This window comes from Photobacterium sp. DNB22_13_2, from assembly GCF_052873915.1.
Window position 1 is genome coordinate 92,308 of sequence record NZ_JBNNXU010000013.1, and the last position, 21,380, is coordinate 113,687.

Annotated in this window: 17 protein-coding genes; 9 read left to right on the top strand and 8 right to left on the bottom strand. The window is 50.0% G+C overall.

Features of this window, described 5'->3' with window-relative positions:
* Positions 1-52: 52 nt before the first annotated feature.
* The 5 genes from ftsA (at position 53) to mutT (ending at position 7,335) form a co-directional block, all read left to right on the top strand.
* Positions 53-1,309 carry a cell division protein FtsA gene (ftsA, locus tag ACVA58_RS18240; protein WP_446511794.1) on the top strand — a complete coding sequence of 419 codons (1,257 nt, stop codon included), beginning with the start codon at positions 53-55 and terminating at the stop codon, positions 1,307-1,309.
* Between the two features lie 33 nt (positions 1,310-1,342).
* On the top strand, positions 1,343-2,536 hold the full coding sequence (gene ftsZ / locus ACVA58_RS18245) for a cell division protein FtsZ (protein ID WP_446511795.1): 1,194 nt from the start codon (positions 1,343-1,345) through the stop codon (positions 2,534-2,536).
* A gap of 114 nt (positions 2,537-2,650) precedes the next feature.
* Positions 2,651-3,568 carry a UDP-3-O-acyl-N-acetylglucosamine deacetylase gene (lpxC, locus tag ACVA58_RS18250; RefSeq protein WP_446511796.1) on the top strand — a complete coding sequence of 306 codons (918 nt, stop codon included), beginning with the start codon at positions 2,651-2,653 and terminating at the stop codon, positions 3,566-3,568.
* 539 nt (positions 3,569-4,107) lie between these two features.
* On the top strand, positions 4,108-6,834 hold the full coding sequence (gene secA / locus ACVA58_RS18255; protein ID WP_446511797.1) for a preprotein translocase subunit SecA: 2,727 nt from the start codon (positions 4,108-4,110) through the stop codon (positions 6,832-6,834).
* A 102-nt stretch (positions 6,835-6,936) separates the two neighbouring features.
* Positions 6,937-7,335, top strand: a complete 399-nt coding sequence (gene mutT, locus ACVA58_RS18260; RefSeq protein ID WP_446511798.1) for an 8-oxo-dGTP diphosphatase MutT — start codon at positions 6,937-6,939, stop codon at positions 7,333-7,335.
* Positions 7,336-7,396: 61 nt separating this feature from the next.
* On the opposite strand, the gene yacG is transcribed toward mutT, so the two are convergent.
* The 8 genes from yacG to nadC form a co-directional block, all read right to left on the bottom strand.
* Complete coding sequence (gene yacG, locus ACVA58_RS18265; RefSeq protein WP_255040807.1) at positions 7,397-7,615, bottom strand: DNA gyrase inhibitor YacG; 219 nt, start codon at positions 7,613-7,615, stop codon at positions 7,397-7,399.
* Between the two features lie 8 nt (positions 7,616-7,623).
* Complete coding sequence (gene zapD, locus ACVA58_RS18270; protein WP_446511799.1) at positions 7,624-8,361, bottom strand: cell division protein ZapD; 738 nt, start codon at positions 8,359-8,361, stop codon at positions 7,624-7,626.
* A gap of 19 nt (positions 8,362-8,380) precedes the next feature.
* Positions 8,381-9,001, bottom strand: coding sequence for a dephospho-CoA kinase (coaE, locus tag ACVA58_RS18275; protein ID WP_446511800.1), 621 nt, complete (start codon positions 8,999-9,001; stop codon positions 8,381-8,383).
* A gap of 3 nt (positions 9,002-9,004) precedes the next feature.
* Entirely contained in the window at positions 9,005-9,874 is an 870-nt protein-coding gene (locus tag ACVA58_RS18280; protein ID WP_446511801.1) for a prepilin peptidase, read from the bottom strand.
* Between the two features lie 158 nt (positions 9,875-10,032).
* On the bottom strand, positions 10,033-11,253 hold the full coding sequence (locus tag ACVA58_RS18285) for a type II secretion system F family protein (protein WP_446511802.1): 1,221 nt from the start codon (positions 11,251-11,253) through the stop codon (positions 10,033-10,035).
* A gap of 138 nt (positions 11,254-11,391) precedes the next feature.
* On the bottom strand, positions 11,392-13,092 hold the full coding sequence (pilB, locus tag ACVA58_RS18290) for a type IV-A pilus assembly ATPase PilB (RefSeq protein WP_446511803.1): 1,701 nt from the start codon (positions 13,090-13,092) through the stop codon (positions 11,392-11,394).
* Positions 13,093-13,095: 3 nt separating this feature from the next.
* Complete coding sequence (locus ACVA58_RS18295; protein ID WP_446511804.1) at positions 13,096-13,512, bottom strand: pilin; 417 nt, start codon at positions 13,510-13,512, stop codon at positions 13,096-13,098.
* A 314-nt stretch (positions 13,513-13,826) separates the two neighbouring features.
* Positions 13,827-14,714, bottom strand: coding sequence for a carboxylating nicotinate-nucleotide diphosphorylase (gene nadC / locus ACVA58_RS18300; RefSeq protein WP_446511837.1), 888 nt, complete (start codon positions 14,712-14,714; stop codon positions 13,827-13,829).
* A 364-nt stretch (positions 14,715-15,078) separates the two neighbouring features.
* Here nadC and ampD point away from each other — a divergent pair, with 364 nt between their 5' ends.
* The 4 genes from ampD to aceF all read left to right on the top strand — a co-directional run bounded on the left by ampD (position 15,079) and on the right by aceF (position 21,369).
* Positions 15,079-15,633, top strand: a complete 555-nt coding sequence (gene ampD, locus ACVA58_RS18305) for a 1,6-anhydro-N-acetylmuramyl-L-alanine amidase AmpD (protein WP_446511805.1) — start codon at positions 15,079-15,081, stop codon at positions 15,631-15,633.
* A gap of 315 nt (positions 15,634-15,948) precedes the next feature.
* Positions 15,949-16,722 carry a pyruvate dehydrogenase complex transcriptional repressor PdhR gene (gene pdhR, locus ACVA58_RS18310; protein WP_446511806.1) on the top strand — a complete coding sequence of 258 codons (774 nt, stop codon included), beginning with the start codon at positions 15,949-15,951 and terminating at the stop codon, positions 16,720-16,722.
* A gap of 82 nt (positions 16,723-16,804) precedes the next feature.
* Positions 16,805-19,468, top strand: a complete 2,664-nt coding sequence (aceE, locus tag ACVA58_RS18315) for a pyruvate dehydrogenase (acetyl-transferring), homodimeric type (RefSeq protein WP_446511807.1) — start codon at positions 16,805-16,807, stop codon at positions 19,466-19,468.
* A 14-nt stretch (positions 19,469-19,482) separates the two neighbouring features.
* The gene (gene aceF / locus ACVA58_RS18320; RefSeq protein ID WP_446511808.1) at positions 19,483-21,369 is read left to right on the top strand and encodes a pyruvate dehydrogenase complex dihydrolipoyllysine-residue acetyltransferase; all 1,887 of its coding nucleotides are present in this window, start codon (positions 19,483-19,485) and stop codon (positions 21,367-21,369) included.
* The last annotated feature ends 11 nt before the right edge of the window (positions 21,370-21,380 follow it).

Sequence of the window (21,380 nt, forward strand, 5' to 3'; positions counted from 1 at the left end):
ATCGGCTCGGCCGCAGCCTGTTTGGTTTAAGAGAACTATAAGAGTAGGCGCTATGACGAAGGCGGCAGATAAAAAACTGATAGTAGGCCTGGATATTGGTACGTCCAAAGTCAGTGCTCTAGTCGGTGAAGTGCTACCGGATGGCGAAGTTAATGTCATCGGGGAAGGTAGCAGTCCGTCCAGCGGGATGGATAAGGGCGGAGTGAATGATCTCGAGTCTGTAGTCAAATCGGTACAGGGCGCGATCTACAAAGCAGAGCTGATGGCGGATTGCCAGATCTCTTCGGTATTTCTGTCTCTGTCAGGCAAGCATATCCGCTGCCAGACGGAAGAAGGCATGGTGCCGATTTCTGACAAAGAAGTCACTCAGGATGATGTTGATAATGTCATTCACACCGCTAAATCGGTAAAAATTAGTGACGAACATAAAGTTTTACATGTAATTCCTCAAGAATTTGCTATTGATTATCAAGAGGGAATTAAAAATCCTGTTGGTTTATCTGGGGTACGCATGGAAGCGAGTGTTCATTTGATCACCTGCCATAACGACATGGCGCGAAATATCGTCAAGGCGGTAGAGCGCTGTGAACTCAAAGTCGATCAGCTTATTTTCTCCGGCTTGGCCGCTAGCCATGCAGTATTGACGCCTGATGAGCGTGAGCTGGGCGTATGCGTGGTTGATATTGGTGGCGGTACTATGGATATTGCCGTCTGGACCGGTGGCGCTTTGCGTCATGCGGCCGTGATTCCTTATGCGGGTAATGTTGTGACCAGTGACATTGCCTATGCGTTCGGTACCCCATTGGGTGATGCCGAGGAAATTAAAGTAAAATATGGCTGTGCATTGAGCGAGCTGGTCAGCAAAGATGCCAAGGTCGATGTACCGAGTGTCGGTGGTCGTCCGTCGCGCAGCCTGCAGAGTCAAACATTGGCCGAAGTGATAGAGCCCCGCTACAGCGAATTGCTGGGTCTGGTTAATCAGAAGCTGATAGAAGTACAAGATCAACTGCGTAATGCAGGAGTTAAGCACCAGCTGGCAGCAGGCATTGTCCTGACCGGCGGTGCCGCTCAGATGGAAGGCTTGGTAGAGTGCGCTGAGCGCGTATTCAGCAACCAGGTACGTGTTGGCTTACCGCTTAACGTGGTAGGACTGACCGAACATGTGCAATTCCCACATTATGCGACTGCAGTAGGCTTACTGCATTACGGAAAGGATAGTCAGACATTTGACGATAGTGAAATTGAGCAGAAGCGTTCTGTTTCTGGCTTTTTCTCTAAGCTTAGTGGCTGGTTAAGAAAAGAATTTTAAACCTGATGCGAACAGGATGGACGGAGAGAACACATGTTTGAACCGATGATGGAAATGTCTGACGAAGCAGTAATTAAAGTCATAGGCGTTGGCGGCGGCGGTGGTAACGCAGTCGATCACATGGTACGTGAATCAATCGAGGGTGTTGAGTTTATCAGTGTAAACACTGATGCTCAGGCACTTCGTAAAACCAATGTAAGTACAGTGATCCAGATCGGTGGGGCAATCACCAAAGGTCTGGGTGCGGGCGCTAACCCACAGGTTGGCCGTGACTCGGCATTGGAAGATCGCGAAGCGATCAAGGCAGAGCTTGATGGCTCTGATATGATTTTCATCGCAGCTGGCATGGGTGGCGGTACCGGTACTGGTGCCGCCCCAATCATTGCCGAAGTGGCGAAAGAGCTAGGGATCCTGACTGTAGCGGTGGTGACTAAGCCATTTAGCTTCGAAGGCAAAAAGCGCATGGCTTTTGCCGAGCAGGGTATCGAGGAACTGTCTAAGCACGTTGACTCGTTGATCACTATCCCTAACGAAAAACTACTGAAAGTGCTTGGCCGTGGTATCACGTTATTGGATGCCTTTGCCAAAGCAAATGATGTATTGAAAAATGCGGTACAGGGTATTGCCGAGCTGATCACCCGCCCGGGCATGATCAACGTCGACTTTGCTGACGTACGCACCGTTATGTCTGAAATGGGCCACGCCATGATGGGTAGCGGTGTTGCTACCGGTGATGACCGTGCCGAAGAAGCGGCTGAAATGGCTATTTCAAGCCCACTTCTTGAAGATATCGATTTGGCTGGCGCACGTGGTGTTCTTGTTAACATTACAGCTGGCCTGGACATGCGTTTGGATGAGTTCGAAACGGTCGGTAATACTGTGAAGGCGTTTGCTTCTGACAACGCAACCGTTGTTATCGGTACATCGCTTGACCCTGAAATGTCTGACGAGCTACGAGTAACGGTTGTCGCGACAGGTATTGGCAAAGAATGCAAGCCTGACATCACCTTGGTGACGGGTACGGCTAAGCCTGTACAGGCAGTTGCAACAGAGAAATCTGCGGCAGTATCTGCTCCGTCGGAAGAAGCCAAAGCGGCGCCATTGAACCAGCCAGCTCCGGCTGCTGATTCAGCCAACCAGCAGGCGGCAACAGCGGCAAATCCAAAGCCTCAGGCGGATCACGACTACCTTGATATCCCAGCATTTTTGCGCAAGCAAGCAGACTAAGCGCGCAAATATTTTGGGAAACTGGTTAAAAAGTGATAGAATATCTGTCCTTGCCCTTTTTTTGATGAAGGGTTGGGGCCGATATCATGGCAATTTAATAGTTGAGACAAGCAGATGATAAGACAACGTACACTGAAAAGCATTGTGCAAACGACTGGGGTGGGACTTCACTCTGGCCGTAAAGTGACGCTTATTCTTCGTCCTGCTGCTGCAAACACTGGTGTGATTTATCGCCGTACCGATTTGAATCCGCCTGTTGATTTTCCAGCAGATGCAGACTCGGTTCGCGACACCATGTTGTGTACTGCCTTAGTTAATGAACAAGGCGTACGTATCTCAACGGTTGAGCACCTTAACGCTGCGTTGGCAGGAATGGGTATCGATAATGTGATTATCGAAGTAGATGCACCTGAAATCCCTATTATGGATGGCAGTGCGAGCCCGTTCATCTACCTGCTGCAGTCTGCTGGCATTGATACTTTGAATACGCCTAAGCGTTTCTTGCGTATCAAGAAAACTGTTCGCGTCGAAGATGGGGATAAATGGGCAGAGCTTCGTCCTTTTAACGGGTTCCGTCTGGATTTTGCTATCGATTTTAATCACCCGGCGATTGATTCTGAGCAGCAGCGTTTGGTTCTGGATTTTTCCAGCCAGTCATTTGTCAAAGATATCAGCCGTGCCCGTACTTTCGGTTTCATGCGTGATATCGAATACCTTCAGTCACAGAACCTGTGTCTGGGTGGTAGCTTTGACAATGCTATCGTGCTTGATGATTACCGTATCCTTAATGATGAAGGGCTGCGTTTCGACAACGAGCTTGTGACTCACAAAGTACTGGACGCGATTGGTGATCTTTACATGTGTGGTCACAATATTATTGGTGAAATGGTGGCTTACAAGTCAGGTCATGCGCTAAACAACATGCTATTGCGTGCGGTATTGGCCGATCAAGAAGCATATGAATGGTCGACCTTCACTGACGAGCAGCAAGTGCCTGTTACCTTTGCCCAGCCAGGCATGGTACTGGCGTAATATTGCCTTGCACCCGCTCAAAGATTTTAAAAACGCCGGACCTAGTCCGGCGTTTTTTTATGCCTCGGTTTTATTAGGCTGCTTGGATTCGGGGCGTTGAACGCGTATCACTCGGCTTTCTGGGTTAAAAGTGGCGGTTAAGTTCTAATTTTTCGAATATGAAAAACATCGTCGGGGCATTTGCCATAGGCGGCACCGCCAATATGGCTTATTATATCTAGCTTGGGAGAGCTTGGGCCAAGCGTATTTGGCTGACTGAGGCCTGCTTGGGTTTCCCCTCCATGGATAGCCGATGGTGTTCAATTTCTGGTATTGTTTTCATTTATCCCTTGAAATGGTCAACTCGGACCACAATATCATCATTAACCATTGTTTTTCGTATCGGCTTCCGTAGTCACACCAGTGGCGAATTTAGACGGGACAGGGATGATTAATCGCAAGTCTAAGCCTAGCGTCTTGCTGATATAATCCCGGTTGAAAAATTCAAATTAAGAATTCAGCCTGATGGGCTGAACTAACTAAGAGAAAACGGCAACGCCATGTTATCAAAACTACTGACCAAAGTTATCGGTAGCCGTAACGACCGCACACTGCGTCGTATGCGCAAAATTGTTGACCAGATCAACAAGCTTGAACCTCAATTCGAAAGCTTGCAGGACGAAGAACTAAAGGCCAAAACGGTTGAATTCCGTGAGCGTATTGAGCAAGGTGAAAACCTTGACGAGCTACTACCTGAAGCCTTTGCTACCGTACGTGAAGCGTCCAATCGTGTGTTTGGTATGCGCCACTTCGACGTTCAGTTGATCGGTGGTATGGTACTGAATGCTTGCCAGATCGCGGAAATGCGTACTGGTGAAGGTAAGACCCTGACAGCGACTCTGCCTGCTTACCTCAATGCCCTGACCGGTAAAGGCGTGCACATTGTTACGGTGAATGACTACCTAGCTGCACGTGATGCCGAAACCAACCGCGCTTTATTTGAATTCCTAGGTATGACCGTTGGCGTTAACGTGCCAAACATGCCGCCTCAGGCGAAGAAAGAAGCCTACGCAGCCGACATTCTATACGGCACAAACAACGAATTTGGTTTTGACTACCTGCGTGACAACATGGCTTTCCGCCCGGAAGACCGCGTACAGCGCGAGCGTTTCTTTGCGGTAGTCGATGAAGTCGATTCCATCCTTATCGATGAAGCCCGTACTCCGCTTATCATTTCTGGTCCAGCGGAAGATAGCTCGGAGCTATACACCAAGATCAACACTCTGATCCCACTGCTTGTGAGGCAGGATCAAGAAGACAGCGAAGAATTCCGCGGCGAAGGCCACTACACGGTTGACGAAAAGTCGAAGCAGTCCCACCTTACCGAAAACGGTCAGGAGTTTGTCGAAGATTTGCTTAAGCAACACGGCATGATGGAAGAGGATGATACACTTTACTCGCCAACTAACATCAGCCTGCTGCACCACGTCAATGCCGCACTGCGTGCCCACGTGCTGTTCGAGCGTGACGTTGACTACATTGTAAAAGATGACGAAGTGATCATCGTTGATGAGCATACCGGCCGTACTATGCCGGGGCGCCGTTGGTCTGAAGGTCTGCACCAGGCTGTTGAAGCCAAAGAAGGGGTGAAGATCCAGAACGAGAACCAGACGCTGGCGTCTATCACGTTCCAGAACTACTTCCGTCTTTACTCCAAGCTGTCAGGCATGACCGGTACAGCTGATACCGAAGCATTCGAATTCCAGTCTATCTATGGTCTTGAAACGGTTGTTCTACCAACCAACAAGCCGATGATCCGTGATGACATGGGTGACTTGGTGTACATGACTGAGCTAGAGAAATTTGCAGCTATCAGTGAAGACATCAAAGAGCGTGTCGAGAATGGCCAGCCAGTACTGGTTGGTACTGTTTCGATTGAAAAATCTGAATTACTTTCTAAAGCGCTGAAGAAGCAAGGTATCAAGCACGAAGTCTTGAATGCCAAGTTCCACGAGCGTGAAGCCGATATCGTTGCCCAGGCTGGTGCGCCACGTGCGGTGACTATCGCAACCAACATGGCTGGTCGTGGTACGGATATCGTACTGGGTGGTTCATGGCAGAGCGAAGTCGCGAAGCTGGAAAACCCAACTGACGATCAAATTGCCAAGATCAAAGCCGATTGGCAGCAGCTGCATGATGCCGTGCTAGCGTCTGGTGGTTTGCACATTATCGGTACCGAACGTCATGAATCTCGTCGTATCGATAACCAGCTGCGTGGTCGTTCTGGCCGTCAGGGTGATGCCGGTTCATCGCGCTTCTATCTATCGATGGAAGATGGCCTGATGCGTATCTTCGCTTCTGATCGTGTTTCGAACATGATGAAGAAGCTGGGTATGGAAGAAGGTGAGGCGATTGAGCACCCATGGGTGACCAAGGCGATTGAAAACGCTCAGCGTAAGGTTGAAGGACGTAACTTCGATATTCGTAAGCAGCTGCTTGAATTCGATGACGTAGCAAACGACCAGCGTAAGGTGGTTTACGAGCTGCGTGACGAGCTGATGAATGCAGAAGACATCAGCGAGATGATCGAGCAGAACCGTGAAGATGTTATCCAAAGCGTTATTGATGGCTATATCCCTGCACAGTCTCTGGAAGAGATGTGGGATACCCAAGGCTTGGAAGAGCGCCTGAAAGCCGATTACGATATGGAACTGCCTATTCAGGAATGGCTGGACAGCGAAGAGAAGCTGTACGAAGAAGCGCTGCGTGAGCGCATCGTAGAGCAAGCTGTTGAAATTTACCGTCATAAAGAAGAGGTTGTGGGTGCGGAAGTACTGCGTAACTTCGAGAAAACGGTAATGCTGCAAAACCTTGATACGCTGTGGAAAGAGCACTTGGCGGCAATGGATCACCTACGACAGGGTATCCACCTGCGTGGTTACGCCCAGAAGAACCCTAAACAGGAGTACAAGCGTGAGTCGTTTGAACTGTTTGAAGGTATGCTGGAGAGCCTGAAGTCTGATGTTATTGCAATTTTGAGCAAGGTCCGTGTTCAGCAGCAGGAAGAAGTTGAGCGTGTTGAAGAAGAGCGCCGCCGTCAGGCCGAAGAGCTTGCTCGCCGTCAACAATTCCAGCACCAGAATGCGGAAAACCAAATTGCTGACGAAAGCCAGGAAAGCGACGAAGCGGAACCATATCAGCGCGAAGAACGCAAGGTAGGCCGTAACGAGCCTTGTCCATGTGGCTCAGGCAAGAAATACAAGCAATGCCACGGTAAGATTAACTAATCAGGCAGCTTAACCCATATAAAAGGCCGCATTCGCGGCCTTTTTCTTATGCTTCACTTAATAAAGAGACCTGATGATCAGGCAATGAGAGAGTAAACGGCTTTGGAAAAGAAACAGGTGTGGATATCGGCAGGGATCATTCTTAATGCCGAACAAGATAAAGTATTCATAACCCAGCGTGCTGCTAAGACCCATAAGGGCGGTTTTTGGGAGTTTGCCGGCGGCAAGGTCGAAGCGGGTGAAACGGCTGAGCAGGCGGTTGTCAGGGAGCTGTATGAGGAAGTCGGTATTCAGGCAACAGCGCTTGAGCATTTCATAGCACTGGAGCATGACTACCCGGAGAAGTCACTAAAGTTTGATTTCTTTTTGGTACGGGCATTTAATGGCAAAGCGTTCGGCAAGGAAGGTCAGCCAAGCGAATGGGTTAGGCTAGATGAGTTGGCCAATTACGCCTTTCCTGAAGCTAATGATGTCGTGCTAGAGAAGTTGATGGCGCTGTAAAATAGATCCTAGATCCTAGATCCTAGATCCTAGGGGCTAGGATCTAGGTTCCCGAGTCTTTCTAGTATCCCATATCTTCCGACCAGCCGTCGGAATCAGACATATCCGGTGCACCCGGGATCGCTTTCTCTTCTTCAGCCCATTCACCCAAGTCGATCAGCTGGCAGCGTTTGCAGCAGAATGGGCGGTACGGGCTATGCTCCCCCCACACAACATCAGTTTGGCAGGTCGGGCATTTCACCACGGTGATCGGTGTGGCTGGTGTGTTGGATTGCGTCACTAGTTACCTCAGCAAATCGCTAGTTTAAATTCAATCGTCTCGGCAATACCGGCACCTTCTTCAAATGGCATGAAGCGGATGGCAAACCGGCTGCGATGTCCCGATATCATAGGGTAGACACCATGGCTAGGGCAAATATCAAGTCGGATCAGGCTAGCTTCATCCGTATCATGCTGGAAGAAACCACCACGTGCGACTTGGTTTTGGAACTGGCCGCTTTCACGCACCAGCTTGAGCCAAAGGTTCAGGGCAACACTTAGCTCTTTGATTTGTAAGAGCCAGTTGCCCAGGTCACTTTGTTTGTGGGCTAGCGGTAAATGCAGCCAGTGGTGTAGAGCCGGCAAATCAAAGCAGCAGCTGCCCCCAGGGATCGACAGGCGTTGTTTGATCCCGCCTAGGAAGCGGTCTTCGCGTAGGGACTGGCCCAGACGGTTGGCGGTCAACAATTGGTGTTGGGCCTGCTCCAACTGGTCGAGCAGGGCCAACAGAGCGGTTTGATCCACCCCGTCAATATTGAGCCAGTGCTTGAGTCGCCCGCGTTGCTTTTCCAGATCTTTAGCGAGCTCTGCCTTGAGCTGGATCTGGTCGAGAATTTCCAGCAAATCAAACAGAGCGCGGAAGAATAGCTGATGCTGCCATGGATCGTTGAGATCGCTAGCATGGTGCATCTGACGGATCAGGTACTCCAAACGAAGGTAAATCCGTACCTTTTCGTTTAACGGGTGTTCAAAGCGGTTTACTTGCATATCAACCTACCCAAATTAGTTAGCACTGCGGTGTATTGTTTTGCTGGCGGCTTAGCGCCAGATATTCTTGGTGCAGTTTGGCCACTTGCTGCTCGAGGTTGTCGCCATTGCCATTATTGCAGATCACATCATCGGCAGCAGCAAGGCGTTGTTCACGGCTGGCCTGAGAAGCAAGGATGCTTCGAACCTGTTCGGCAGGGACATTGTCCCGCTGCTGGGTCCGGGCTACCTGGATCGCTTCATCGACATCGACCACCAATAGGCGATCGGTCATTGCCTGTAGGTTATTCTCTACCATGAGTGGGACAACCAGCAAGCAATACGGTGATTGGGCTGAAGCGATATCATGCCGCATTTGTTCCCTGATCATCGGATGCAATAATTGGTTAAGCCACTCTTTTAATTGATTATCACTGAAGATGGCTTCACGCAGCTTACTGCGATTGAGCGACCCATCTGTCAGTAAGATGTCAGAACCCAGCTTCTCAACAATGGCCTGCAAGCCAGCACTGCCGGGCTCAACCACTTCGCGGGCAACGATATCGGCATCGATGATATCAATGTGCTGTGCGGCAAATAAATTAGCGACAGTTGTTTTTCCGCTACCGATCCCGCCAGTTAATCCGATTACAAGAGACATAGATTAGAGCCCTAGATACGAGGTTAAATACCAGTTGAGCAACGGCTCGCCCCATAGCATCGCTACCCAGCCAGCAACTGCCAGATAAGGGCCGAATGAGAAGGGTTGCTGTCCGTCGGTCTGCTGGCGGCGCATCATAATAATGCCGCAGATAGCACCGACCAGAGATGAAAACAGCACGACAAATGGCAATAACTGCCAACCCAGCCAAGCACCGAGAGCTGCCAGTAGTTTGAAGTCACCGTATCCCATGCCTTCTTTACCGGTCAGTAACTTGAAGGTCCAGTACAGGCTCCATAGCGACAGATAGCCGGCCATGGCACCAATAATGGCATCTTGCAGGCTGACCGGGGAGATCCCCAGTAACGACAGCATCAAGCCTGCCCACATCAGTGGCAGGGTGATTTGATCCGGCAGTAACATCTTGTCGATGTCGATAAAGGTCAGGGCGATAAGGGCAAAACTGAATAAAATTACCGCCAGCGCCCATGTTGTGGCTGGAAGGTAGAGAGCGACGGTTGTACTCACAACGGCGGTTAACACTTCGATGGCCGGATAACGGCCACTGATACTGGCTTGGCAGTGACGGCATTGCCCTTTCAGTAGTAGCCAGCTGATCACCGGGATGTTATCCCACATACTTATCTGTTGTTGGCAATGAGGGCAACGCGAACGCGGGACACTGAGGTTAAAGGTACCGGTGTCTTGTTGCGGGCCGAGCTCAGGAAAATACTCGGTGCAGTCGGCTCTCCACTGGCGCTCCATCATGATTGGCAGGCGGTAGATCACCACGTTGAGGAAGCTGCCTACCAGCAATCCGAAAATTGCTGCAAAAACAGGAAATAACCAAGGATATACAGACAGCAGCGTCATGAAAAAGCTCTCATATTACTCAATGGGGATATTGTAGGGGAATCATGCCGGAGGATAAAGGCAGAACCGAGGAAAAGCAGAGCTATAAACTGGCACTCATTTGATAAATCCTGCATAGCTCACCTAGGGACTAGGATCCAGGATCTCTCCCCTTACAACTAGCCAACCACACTCATCAGCTTGAACACCGGCATATACATGGCAATCAGCAGCCCGCCGATGACTCCTCCGAGGAAGAGGATAATCAGCGGCTCGAGAATTTTACCAAGATTATCAACCGTATTGTCGACATCGCTTTCGTAGGTGAAGGCGATTTTGTTGAGCATGTCATCAATAGAGCCGGATTCTTCGCCGATCATCACCATCTGTAGCATCAGCTCGGGAAAAACCTCGCTGTGACGCAGGGCGAGATGAAGCGGCATACCGGCGGCAGTATTGCCATGCGCACCTTCAATTGCTTGCTCGATAAAGCGGTTGCCCGCGGTCTTGCCGGCAGCCTCGATACCGGACAGCAACGGGATCCCAGACGAGAAGGTGGTGGCAAGGGTGCGGGCGAAACGGGCAATTGCCGCCTTGAGCATGATAGGCCCGACAATAGGAAAGGCGAGCAGGGCACGGTGAACCCGCAGTTTGTTGTTATCTGACTTGCGATAAGCCATGACGGCAAGCATGGACACTAACAATAAGCCCAATGCGAGTAGGGGACCGTCACTAAGCAATAAGTTAGACACATCGATAATTTTCTGGGTAAACCACGGCAGTTCAGCGCCAAATCCTTTGAAAATATTTGCAAATTGCGGGATCACGAAGATCAGCATCAACAAGGTAACGAGAATAGCAGTAAAGGTAACCATGGTAGGGTAAATCATTGCCTTGATGACTTTTTTGCGCATGGCTTCGCTTTTTTCCCGGTAGGTAGCAAGACGCTCAAAGGCTTGCGCTAAGTGACCGGTTTGCTCGCCGGTGGCAACCAGATCGCAATAGAAGTTATCAAACAGCGGCGAGCTGGTATTCAAGGCTCTGGCCAGACTCAAGCCCGCTTCGACCTGATTGCTGACCATAGTTAGCGTGGCTCTGGCTTCGGCTTTATTGTGGCTATGGGCAATTAGCTTGAGCGCCTGTACTACTGGAACCCCCGAGTTGACGATGGTCGCCAGTTGGCGGGTAATGGCGGTGACATCCTTGGCGGTGAACTGGTTGCGACGCTTGCTAAACGTCGAGGGTTTGTAGCGTTTGATTTTTTTGACCTGAATTTGTTGCTCACCGAGCTTGGCGCGGATCTCTTGCTCTTGGTAACCAACCATGATGCCGGACAGTCGCTTGCCGATAGGGTTGATCCCGCGCCAGCGGTAATAGCGTATTTTTCTGTCCTGGGCCATGGTCTTCTTCCTGTTTCTTCAATGAGCATGATTTCAAAGTGCTGCTCTTAAAAATTTTAATTTGAGGCGTTGGCTCTCGAGAGGCGAAGTTGTTTCAATAAATGTGTACTGAAATAAAGTGCTTTAAATACAGTGCCTTTAATCAAAATGGAGCACGCGTTGCAGCTCAGCCAAACTGGTGGTGCCTTGGCATAGTTTTTCGATACCGGCTTGTTTGAGGGTGATCATGCCTTGCTGGCAGGCAATGTCTTCGAGTTCTAACGTACTGGCACCTTGCATCAAGGCTTGAGACAGTGGACGGGAAAACGGCATGACTTCGTAAATGCCGACTCGGCCCAAATAGCCTTTGTTGCAGTCATCACAGCCGTTTGAACTCGCCTTGAACGGATCAGCATCCGCTGGTATATCGAGCTTGGCACGCAGTAAAGGGTCGATGTTGTCTGGCTGCTTGCAATGCGAGCAAAGCCTACGGGCAAGTCTCTGGGCAATGATCAAACTGAGTGATGAGGCCAAATTGAAATCCTCGATCCCCATGTTGGTCAATCGGGTGATGGTTTCGGCGGCCGAGTTGGTATGTAAAGTGGAAAGCACGAGGTGGCCGGTTTGGGCTGCTTTGACCGCAATACCACCGGTTTCGATATCGCGAATTTCACCGACCATGACTACATCCGGGTCTTGGCGCAGGAAGGCCCGCAGCGCCTCGGCAAACCCCAAGCCAGTGGCGGGGTTGATCTGCACCTGGTTGATCCCCGGCAGATTGATCTCAACCGGATCTTCGGCGGTGGAAATATTGCGCGTTTCGGTATTGAGGATCCGCAGACCGGCATACAGTGATACGGTTTTGCCGCTACCGGTCGGGCCGGTCATCAGGATCATGCCTTGCGGCTGATTCAATGCATCAAGATACGCTTTTTTCTGATCGTCGTTGTAACCAAGCAGATCAATGTCGAGCTTGCTGCTACTGGCATCGAGGATCCGCAACACCACTTTCTCGCCCCACATAGTTGGCAGGGTTGAGACCCGCAGATCAACCGAAACAGTCTCGGACAGCTTGAGCTTGATCCGGCCATCTTGCGGGATCCGCCGCTCGGCAATATCGAGCCGCGACATCACCTTGAGTCGGGTCGATAAGCGACGTGATAGGTTGGCCGGCGGAGTCGCATACTGGTGCAAGATGCCATCGCAACGAAAGCGGATCCGGGAGGTCTTTTCGTAGGGCTCGAAATGGATATCCGAGGCGTGCTTGCGCAGCGCATCGAGCAGGGTTTGGTTGATATAACGGGTCACTGGGGCGCTGTCGCTGCTGAGATCTGTGGTGTCATCGATCAGTTCGCCATCACTGAGATCGACCAACTCGGTTAGGTCACTGTCGCTGATCCCGCGCTGCGGCGCATGCTGCTCGGTGCCCTTGAGCTCGCTGCCGTATATACGGCGTATGGCTGCTTCGAGCTGCTTGTATTCGAGCAACATCGGCTCAACATGCTTGCCGGTGGCAAAACGAAACTCATCGAGCGCATCGAGGTAGGTGGGGTCGCAAAGGCCGATAAATAGGGTATTGTCAGTAGCGCTGAGTGGCAGCACCCGATGGCGCAGAATCAAGTCGCGCAGGTTGAGGGTTTTACAGCATTCGGCATAGTCGTACTGGTGGGCATCGACCAGTGCAACGGCAAAAATCACTTCCAGTTGGCGTGCCAAGTCCTGGCTGGTCATGATCCCCAGCCCAATCAAGGCAGCAGGTACAGACAGGTTGTCTGCCTGTACCTGATCGATCACCTGTTGCAACTGCACCGGGCTGATCAGCTCAGCCTGATGCAGAATAGAGGCGAGGTTGGTGTGCACTTATCAGCAACCCTTGATTGCCGGTATATTTGTACTTTTATGGCAAGTCCATGTTGCGGCAGCAGAAGATGTGGCCGCGTTTTTTGTAAATTCAATATATTCCGTATTACCTAGACTAGCCGTTCCATCAAATTTGAAATTTACACCACTATCTGATTGGGTTGTAGTGAAGGACAAAGTACCTAAAGGATTTACATCACTTCTTGTTCCTACCTCATTTAAGCCTGTTGGTGCAGAACCTGTTTCTTGCTCATGTAAGTCATAATTAGTAAGAAGAGCTTTAAGTGTGCTCAACCCGGAAACTGCTTCAGAACGTTTTACATAATTTTGATATTGTGGAATAGCAATTGCTGATAGCACTCCAATCACTGCCACCACTATCATTAACTCAATCAGCGTAAAGCCTTTTTGTCCTTTCATTGTTTTGTCCTTGTATTGTAACCATCACTTGTCTATGTGTAGCCAGCATACGCTTGATATTCATGGTGTTTTATTGGCTGCGGGAGGTTGCTGGAAATGGTTCTAATAAATGAATGGGCTATTGCAATCTTTGCAGTAAACAATGCGAGTGACTTTGCGCTAATACGGAGAGGGTAAAGAGGATGTAATGAATGAAAGTTGTTGATTTTATTATCAACTATTATGTTTCTACAGTTGATATCCCAAACAAAAACAGGCCCGTTCGGAGCCTGTTGTTAGTCAGTACAGATTATTGCTGGGCTTATTTGAAGCGCCTATTTAAACCGCATCGACAAGTCCATCGCCTTGATGTGCTTGGTCAGCGCGCCGACGGAGATGTAATCCACACCCGTTTGGGCGAATTCACGAATAGTCTCCAGCGTGACGTTGCCGGAGTTTTCCAGCGCGGCGCGGCCAGCGTTGATTTTTACCGCTTCGCGCATCATGTCGGTGGTGAAGTTATCCAGCATGATGATATCGGCGCCAGCATCAATGGCTTGCTGTAGCTCTGCCAGTGACTCGGTTTCAACTTCTACCGGCTTGCCCGGGTTAAGTTGCTTGGCTGTACTGATGGCTTGTTCGATACCGCCACAGGCGATAATGTGGTTTTCTTTGATCAGGTAAGCATCGAATACGCCGATACGGTGGTTGTAGCCGCCGCCGCAAGTGACGGCATATTTCAGTGCACTGCGCAGGCCCGGAATGGTTTTGCGGGTATCGAGCAGACGACAATCGGTGCCTTCTAGCTGATTGGCATACTCGGCAACCGTAGTGGCACAACCGGATAGGGTCTGGATGAAGTTCATCGCATTGCGCTCACCCGTTAACAAAATACGAGACGGGCCGCGCAGGGTACACAGGGTTTGGTTGGGTTCGACCGAGTCGCCGTCTGCAACATGCCATTCAATGCTGACTTCGCCACCTAGCTGGCGGAATACTTCCTCGGCCCACAATTGGCCGCAGAAAATACCGTGTTCGCGGGTAATGATAGTGGCGACGCCTTGGGCGTCAGCCGGGATCAGACCGGCGGTAATATCGCGACTGACATCAATCTCGCCGCCGAGATCTTCACGCAGGGTGTCGGCAACGGCACGGGTTATTTCGAGGGGAAGCTGCTGTTTGAGGTAATTCAAGCGCGATTCGCTGTCGTGCTTCTTTTTCATTTGAGTCATGACAAATCCGTAGCAAGGTTGGCTGCTGAGTTGGGGCGGGAGGCGCTCCCGGGTTACTGATGCTGATCATACCGCGATGCGGGGTGAGATCCTAGGTGCGAGTGCTTTGTTCCAAGGAAAAGAGGGAAAAGCAGGTGCTAGAGAGCTAGTTCCTAGATTTTAGTACCTAGAAAAGAGCGGCGAGCACTGTATGAGGAAGAGCAGGTTCAAGGTCCTAGAAGGAGCAGGAAGGGCAATAAAAAGAACGAAGAGCTTGACGTGTTATCGCTATCAGTAAATGCTTCTGCAGTACCCTGTACCTCTCCAGGAGCTAGGATCTAGCAACAAGGGTCTAATACCCCCTTAGGACAAGACAATGTTAGTTATAAACCAAGACCACTGGCTGGAAGGGGTCAAGCATGTCCCTTCACCGTTTCACGATGCCAGACCTAGTAGTGACGATATTTCGCTGCTTGTTGTACATAATATCAGCTTGCCGCCGGGCCAATTTGGCGGCCCGTATATCGAACAGTTGTTTACCGGTACTCTAAAACCTGACGCACATCCCTATTTCGAGTTAATTTCCGGCTTTCGGGTATCCGCCCACTGTCTAATTATGCGAAATGGCGATATTATCCAGTTCGTTCCGTTTGATAGTCGGGCTTGGCATGCTGGTGTGTCGACATTTGCAGGCCGTGACAAGTGCAATGACTACTCAATTGGAATTGAACTGGAAGGAACGGACACCCTGCCATATACCCAGGCCCAGTATGACACCCTAGCTGCACTGACCCAGGTGTTGCTTGAACACTACCCCCGCATGGATGCCAGCCGGATCACCGGCCACGAGTTTATCGCTCCCGGGCGTAAAACCGATCCAGGATTAGCATTTGATTGGCTTGCCTATAAGTCTTCAATATTGCACAAGTAATCGCCAACTTTTCGTTTTGATGGTGATTAATAGAGCGGAGAAATGTAACAAATAATTGGTCTGACCATTGTGTGTTTTTTCTCCGTATATTGCTCTAACCCCTGTTGACGACTAATGTTCATCATGTTTTAACAAGTTTTCATAATTTGAAATTTTTGTTAAATCACCCCTCATTCTATGATTTCAGTCAAGTTGTCGGTAGACATCCTCAATTATTTCTGTAAACTTTCCATCCATAGTTAAATTGGTAATACCAATTATCCGCATTCCGGACTACCTTGAAACGCAATAAGTGCAACCAAGAATCTATAATTAATGACTTATAAACGAATTCGCCAACCTAAGCTCTCCGATGCTATCGAGCAGGAACTGGAGCATCTGATCCTAGAGGGAATCCTATCCCCGGGTCAGCAGCTGCCGCCTGAACGTGAGTTGGCCAAACAATTCGATGTTTCTCGCCCATCTGTCCGTGAAGCTATCCAGCGCCTAGAAGCAAAAAAACTGCTCACGCGCCGCCAGGGTGGCGGAACCTTTGTGACCGAAAAGCTATGGCAGAGCTTTTCCGAGCCACTGTTGGAACTACTCTCCGCCCACCCAGAGACCCAGCTAGACTTGCTGGAGTCGCGCCACGCCCTCGAAGGCCTGGCTGCTTACTATGCCGCCCTGCGCGGAAACTCTGAAGATTTCACCCGTATCCGTGACTGCCATACGCGGATACAGGAAGCCCAGCAGCAAGGTGATATGCCGGCCGAAGCCGCCGCTGTGATGCAATACCTGATAGCGGTGACCGAGTCCGCTCACAATGTGGTATTGCTCCATATCATTCGTAGCCTTGCCCCTCTGCTGGAGCAAAACGTATTACAAAACTTTGAGCTCCTGAACCGTCGCCCAGAAGTGGTGGAAAAGGTGCGCAATCATCGAGCCAACATTGTCCAGGCGATTGTTTCGGGTGAGCCCGAACAGGCCCGCGAAGCATCGCATGCACATTTGGCTTATATAGAGGAAACCTTGTTGGATTTATCGCGAGAAGAAAGTAGACGAGAACGCTCTCTTCGACGCATTCAACAACGCAAGGACGGGCTGGATTAGCACCTCTCATATAAGCCGAGGGCGCTAGTAAACAGTCGCGACATTGTTAGTTTTGTAGATTATCAACGAAAGGATAGATCGCATGTCTGAAGTCATGAAAAATGACGTGGATGCACTGGAAACTCAAGAGTGGCTCGCAGCCCTAGAGTCGGTGGTTCGTGAAGAAGGTGTAGAACGCGCCCAGTTCCTACTTGAGCAAGTACTGGACAAGGCTCGTCTTGATGGCGTAGATATGCCAACTGGCATGACGACCAACTACATCAATACGATCCCAGCAGCACAAGAGCCTGCATACCCAGGTGATACAACGCTTGAGCGTCGTATTCGTTCCATTATCCGTTGGAACGCAATCATGATCGTGCTGCGTGCTTCTAAGAAAGATTTGGACCTAGGTGGCCACATGGCTTCTTACCAGTCTGCATCTGCATTCTACGAAGTATGTTTTAACCACTTCTTCCGTGCACCAAACGATGTTGATGGCGGCGATTTGGTTTACTACCAGGGTCACATCTCTCCAGGTATCTATTCTCGCGCATTTGTCGAAGGCCGCTTGACTGAAGAGCAGCTAGACAACTTCCGCCAAGAAGTAGACGGTAAAGGTATCCCATCATACCCGCACCCTAAACTAATGCCTGAATTCTGGCAGTTCCCGACTGTATCTATGGGTCTGGGTCCTATCTCTGCTATCTACCAAGCGCGCTTCCTTAAGTACCTTGAAGGCCGTGGCCTGAAAGAGACTTCAGCGCAACGCGTTTACGCGTTCCTAGGCGATGGTGAGATGGATGAGCCAGAATCTCGCGGTGCTATTTCTTTCGCAGCGCGTGAGAAGCTAGACAACCTATGTTTCCTAATCAACTGTAACCTACAGCGCCTAGATGGTCCTGTAATGGGTAACGGCAGCATCATCCAAGAACTTGAAGGCCTATTTAAAGGCGCAGGTTGGAATGTTGTTAAAGTTATCTGGGGTAGCAACTGGGATTCACTGCTAGCGAAAGACACTTCCGGTAAGCTTCTTCAGCTAATGAACGAAACTATCGATGGTGACTACCAGACATTCAAATCTAAAGATGGCGCCTACGTACGTGAGCACTTCTTTGGTAAGTACCCAGAAACAGCGGCACTTGTTGCTGATATGACTGATGACGAAATCTTCGCACTTAAGCGTGGTGGTCATGACTCATCTAAACTGTTCGCTGCATTCAACAATGCAAAAGAAACAGGCGGCAAGCCAACCGTGATCCTAGCTAAGACTGTTAAAGGTTACGGCATGGGTGAAGCGGCAGAAGGCAAAAACATCGCACACGGTGTGAAGAAAATGGACATGACACATGTTCAGCACCTACGTGACCGTCTAGGCCTACAAGACATCCTTTCAGATGAGAAGATCACAGAGCTTCCATACCTGAAACTGGAAGAAGGTACGGCTGAGTACGAATACATGCACGCTCGTCGTAACGCTTTGCACGGTTACACACCTAAGCGTCTGCCTAAGTTCACACAAGAATTCAAAGTGCCTGAGCTAGACGCGTTCTCTTCTCTACTTGTAGAGCAGAAGCGTGATATCTCGACCACAATGGCTTACGTACGTACGCTGAACATTCTTCTGAAAGATAAGAGCATCGGTAAGAACATCGTACCTATTATCTGTGATGAAGCGCGTACCTTCGGTATGGAAGGCTTGTTCCGTCAGGTTGGTATTTACAACCCACACGGTCAAGAGTACACACCTGAAGATAAAGGCATTGTTTCTTACTACAAAGAAGCGACATCTGGTCAGGTTCTTCAGGAAGGTATCAACGAACTAGGTTCAATGGCATCTTGGGTTGCTGCTGCAACGTCATACAGCACCAACGACCTGCCAATGATCCCGTTCTACATCTACTACTCAATGTTCGGTTTCCAACGTATTGGTGACATGGCATGGCTAGCAGGTGACCAACAAGCTCGTGGTTTCCTACTAGGTGCTACAGCTGGTCGTACAACGCTGAACGGTGAAGGTCTACAGCACGAAGATGGTCACTCGCACATCCAGGCGAACACTATCCCGAACTGTGTTTCTTACGACCCAACGTTTGCTTACGAGCTAGCGGTTATCATGCAAGACGGTATCCGTCGCATGTACGGTGAGAACCAAGAGAACGTGTTCTACTACCTAACGGTAATGAACGAAAACTACGCCATGCCAGCAATGCCAGAAGGCGCTGAAGAAGGCATCCGTAAGGGTATCTACAAGCTAGAATCTTACGCGGGCGAGAAGAAAGTTCAGCTGATGAGCTCTGGTACTATCATGAACGAAGTACGCAAAGCTGCACAGATCTTGAGCGATGACTACGGCGTTGCTTCTGACGTTTACTCTGTTACTTCATTCAATGAACTAACACGTGACGGTCAGGATGCAGAGCGCTTCAACATGCTTCACCCAGAAGCAGAAGCGAAAGTACCTTACATCACTGAAGTGATGGGTACTGAGCCAGCTATCGCTGCGACTGACTACATGAAGAACTACGCAGAACAAGTTCGTGCGTTCATGCCTTCTGAGTCTTTCAAAGTACTTGGTACTGACGGTTTCGGCCGCTCTGACAGCCGTGCAAACCTACGCCGCCACTTCGAAGTTAATGCTGGCTACGTAGTTGTTGCGGCACTGACTGAACTGGCTAAGCGTGGTGATGTTGAGAAATCAGTAGTTGCACAAGCAATTGCTAAGTTCGACATCGACGCAGACAAGATCAACCCGCTATACGCGTAAGAGGCAAATTAAACATGGCAATCGAAATTAATGTACCTGACATCGGTGCAGATGAGGTTGAAGTAACTGAGATTCTTGTCAGCGTTGGCGACAAGGTTGAAGAAGAGCAGTCACTGATCACTGTAGAAGGCGACAAGGCTTCTATGGAAGTTCCAGCTTCTCAGGCGGGTATCGTTAAAGAAATCAAAGTGGCTGAAGGCGACACAGTTTCTACCGGTTCTCTAATCATGATTTTCGAAGCCGAGGGTGCTGCAGCACCTGCTCCTGCGGCTGAAGCAGCGCCTGCTACTCCAGCTCCAGCAGCGGCTCCTGCGACTTCAGAACTTAAAGAAGTTCACGTACCGGATATCGGTGGCGACGAAGTTGAAGTAACTGAAATCATGGTTGCAGTTGGCGACAGCATCGAAGAAGAGCAGTCTCTTCTTACTGTTGAAGGCGACAAAGCATCAATGGAAGTACCAGCACCATTTGCTGGTGTTCTAAAAGAAATTAAAATTGCAGCAGGCGACAAAGTCTCTACTGGTTCTCTAGTAATGATCTTTGAAGTGGCCGGCACAGCTTCAGCAGCGGCACCAGCAGCAGTTGAAGCGCCAGTAGCGGCAGCTCCTGCAGCCTCTGCAGCAAAAGAAGTAAACGTTCCAGACATCGGCGGTGATGAAGTAGAAGTTACTGAAATCATGGTTGCAGTTGGCGATACAGTGGAAGAAGAGCAATCTCTGATCACTGTTGAAGGTGACAAGGCTTCGATGGAAGTTCCTGCACCGTTCGCCGGTACGGTTAAAGAAATCAAGATTGCAGCTGGCGACAAAGTGTCAACTGGCTCACTAATCATGGTATTTGAAGTGGCCGGCACTCCGGTAGCGGCTCCTGCTCCTGCGGCAGCAGCTCCAGCACCTTCAGCGGCTCCTGCTCCAGCAGCTGCACCAGCGGCGGCAGCTCCAGCTTCAACGGGTGATTTCCAGGAAAACAACGAGTACGCACACGCGTCTCCTGTTGTTCGCCGTCTAGCTCGTGAATTCGGCGTTAACCTATCTAAGGTTAAAGGTACTGGTCGTAAGAACCGTATCCTGAAAGAAGACGTTCAGAGCTTCGTTAAAGATGCACTTAAGCGTCTTGAGTCTGGTGCTGCGGCATCTGGCAGCGGCGACGGCTCTGCGCTTGGTCTACTACCATGGCCGAAAGTTGACTTCAGCAAGTTTGGTGAGACAGAAGTTCAGAAACTTTCTCGCATTAAGAAGATCTCTGGCGCTAACCTACACCGTAACTGGGTAATGATCCCTCACGTTACACAGTGGGACAACGCAGATATCACAGCTCTGGAAGCATTCCGTAAAGAGCAGAACGCGATTGAAGCGAAGAAAGACACTGGCATGAAGATCACGCCACTTGTGTTCATCATGAAAGCGGTAGCGAAAGCGCTTGAAGCCTTCCCTGCATTCAACTCTTCTCTATCTGATGACGGTGAAAGCCTGATTCTGAAGAAGTATGTGAACGTTGGTATCGCAGTTGATACGCCAAACGGCCTTGTTGTTCCTGTCTTCAAAGACGTGAACAAGAAAGGTATCTACGAGCTATCTGATGAGCTGAAAGCGATTTCTAAGAAAGCACGTGCTGGTAAACTGACTGCTTCAGACATGCAAGGTGGTTGTTTCACTATCTCAAGCCTAGGCGGTATCGGCGGTACTGCGTTCACGCCAATCGTGAACGCACCAGAAGTTGGTATCCTAGGTGTATCTAAGTCTGAAATGAAGCCAGTGTGGAACGGCAAAGAGTTCGAACCACGCCTACAACTTCCATTGTCTCTATCATACGACCACCGTGTGATCGATGGCGCGGAAGGTGCTCGCTTCATTACATACCTGAACGCGTGTCTGTCTGACATTCGCCGTCTGGTACTTTAAGGTTTCCTAAC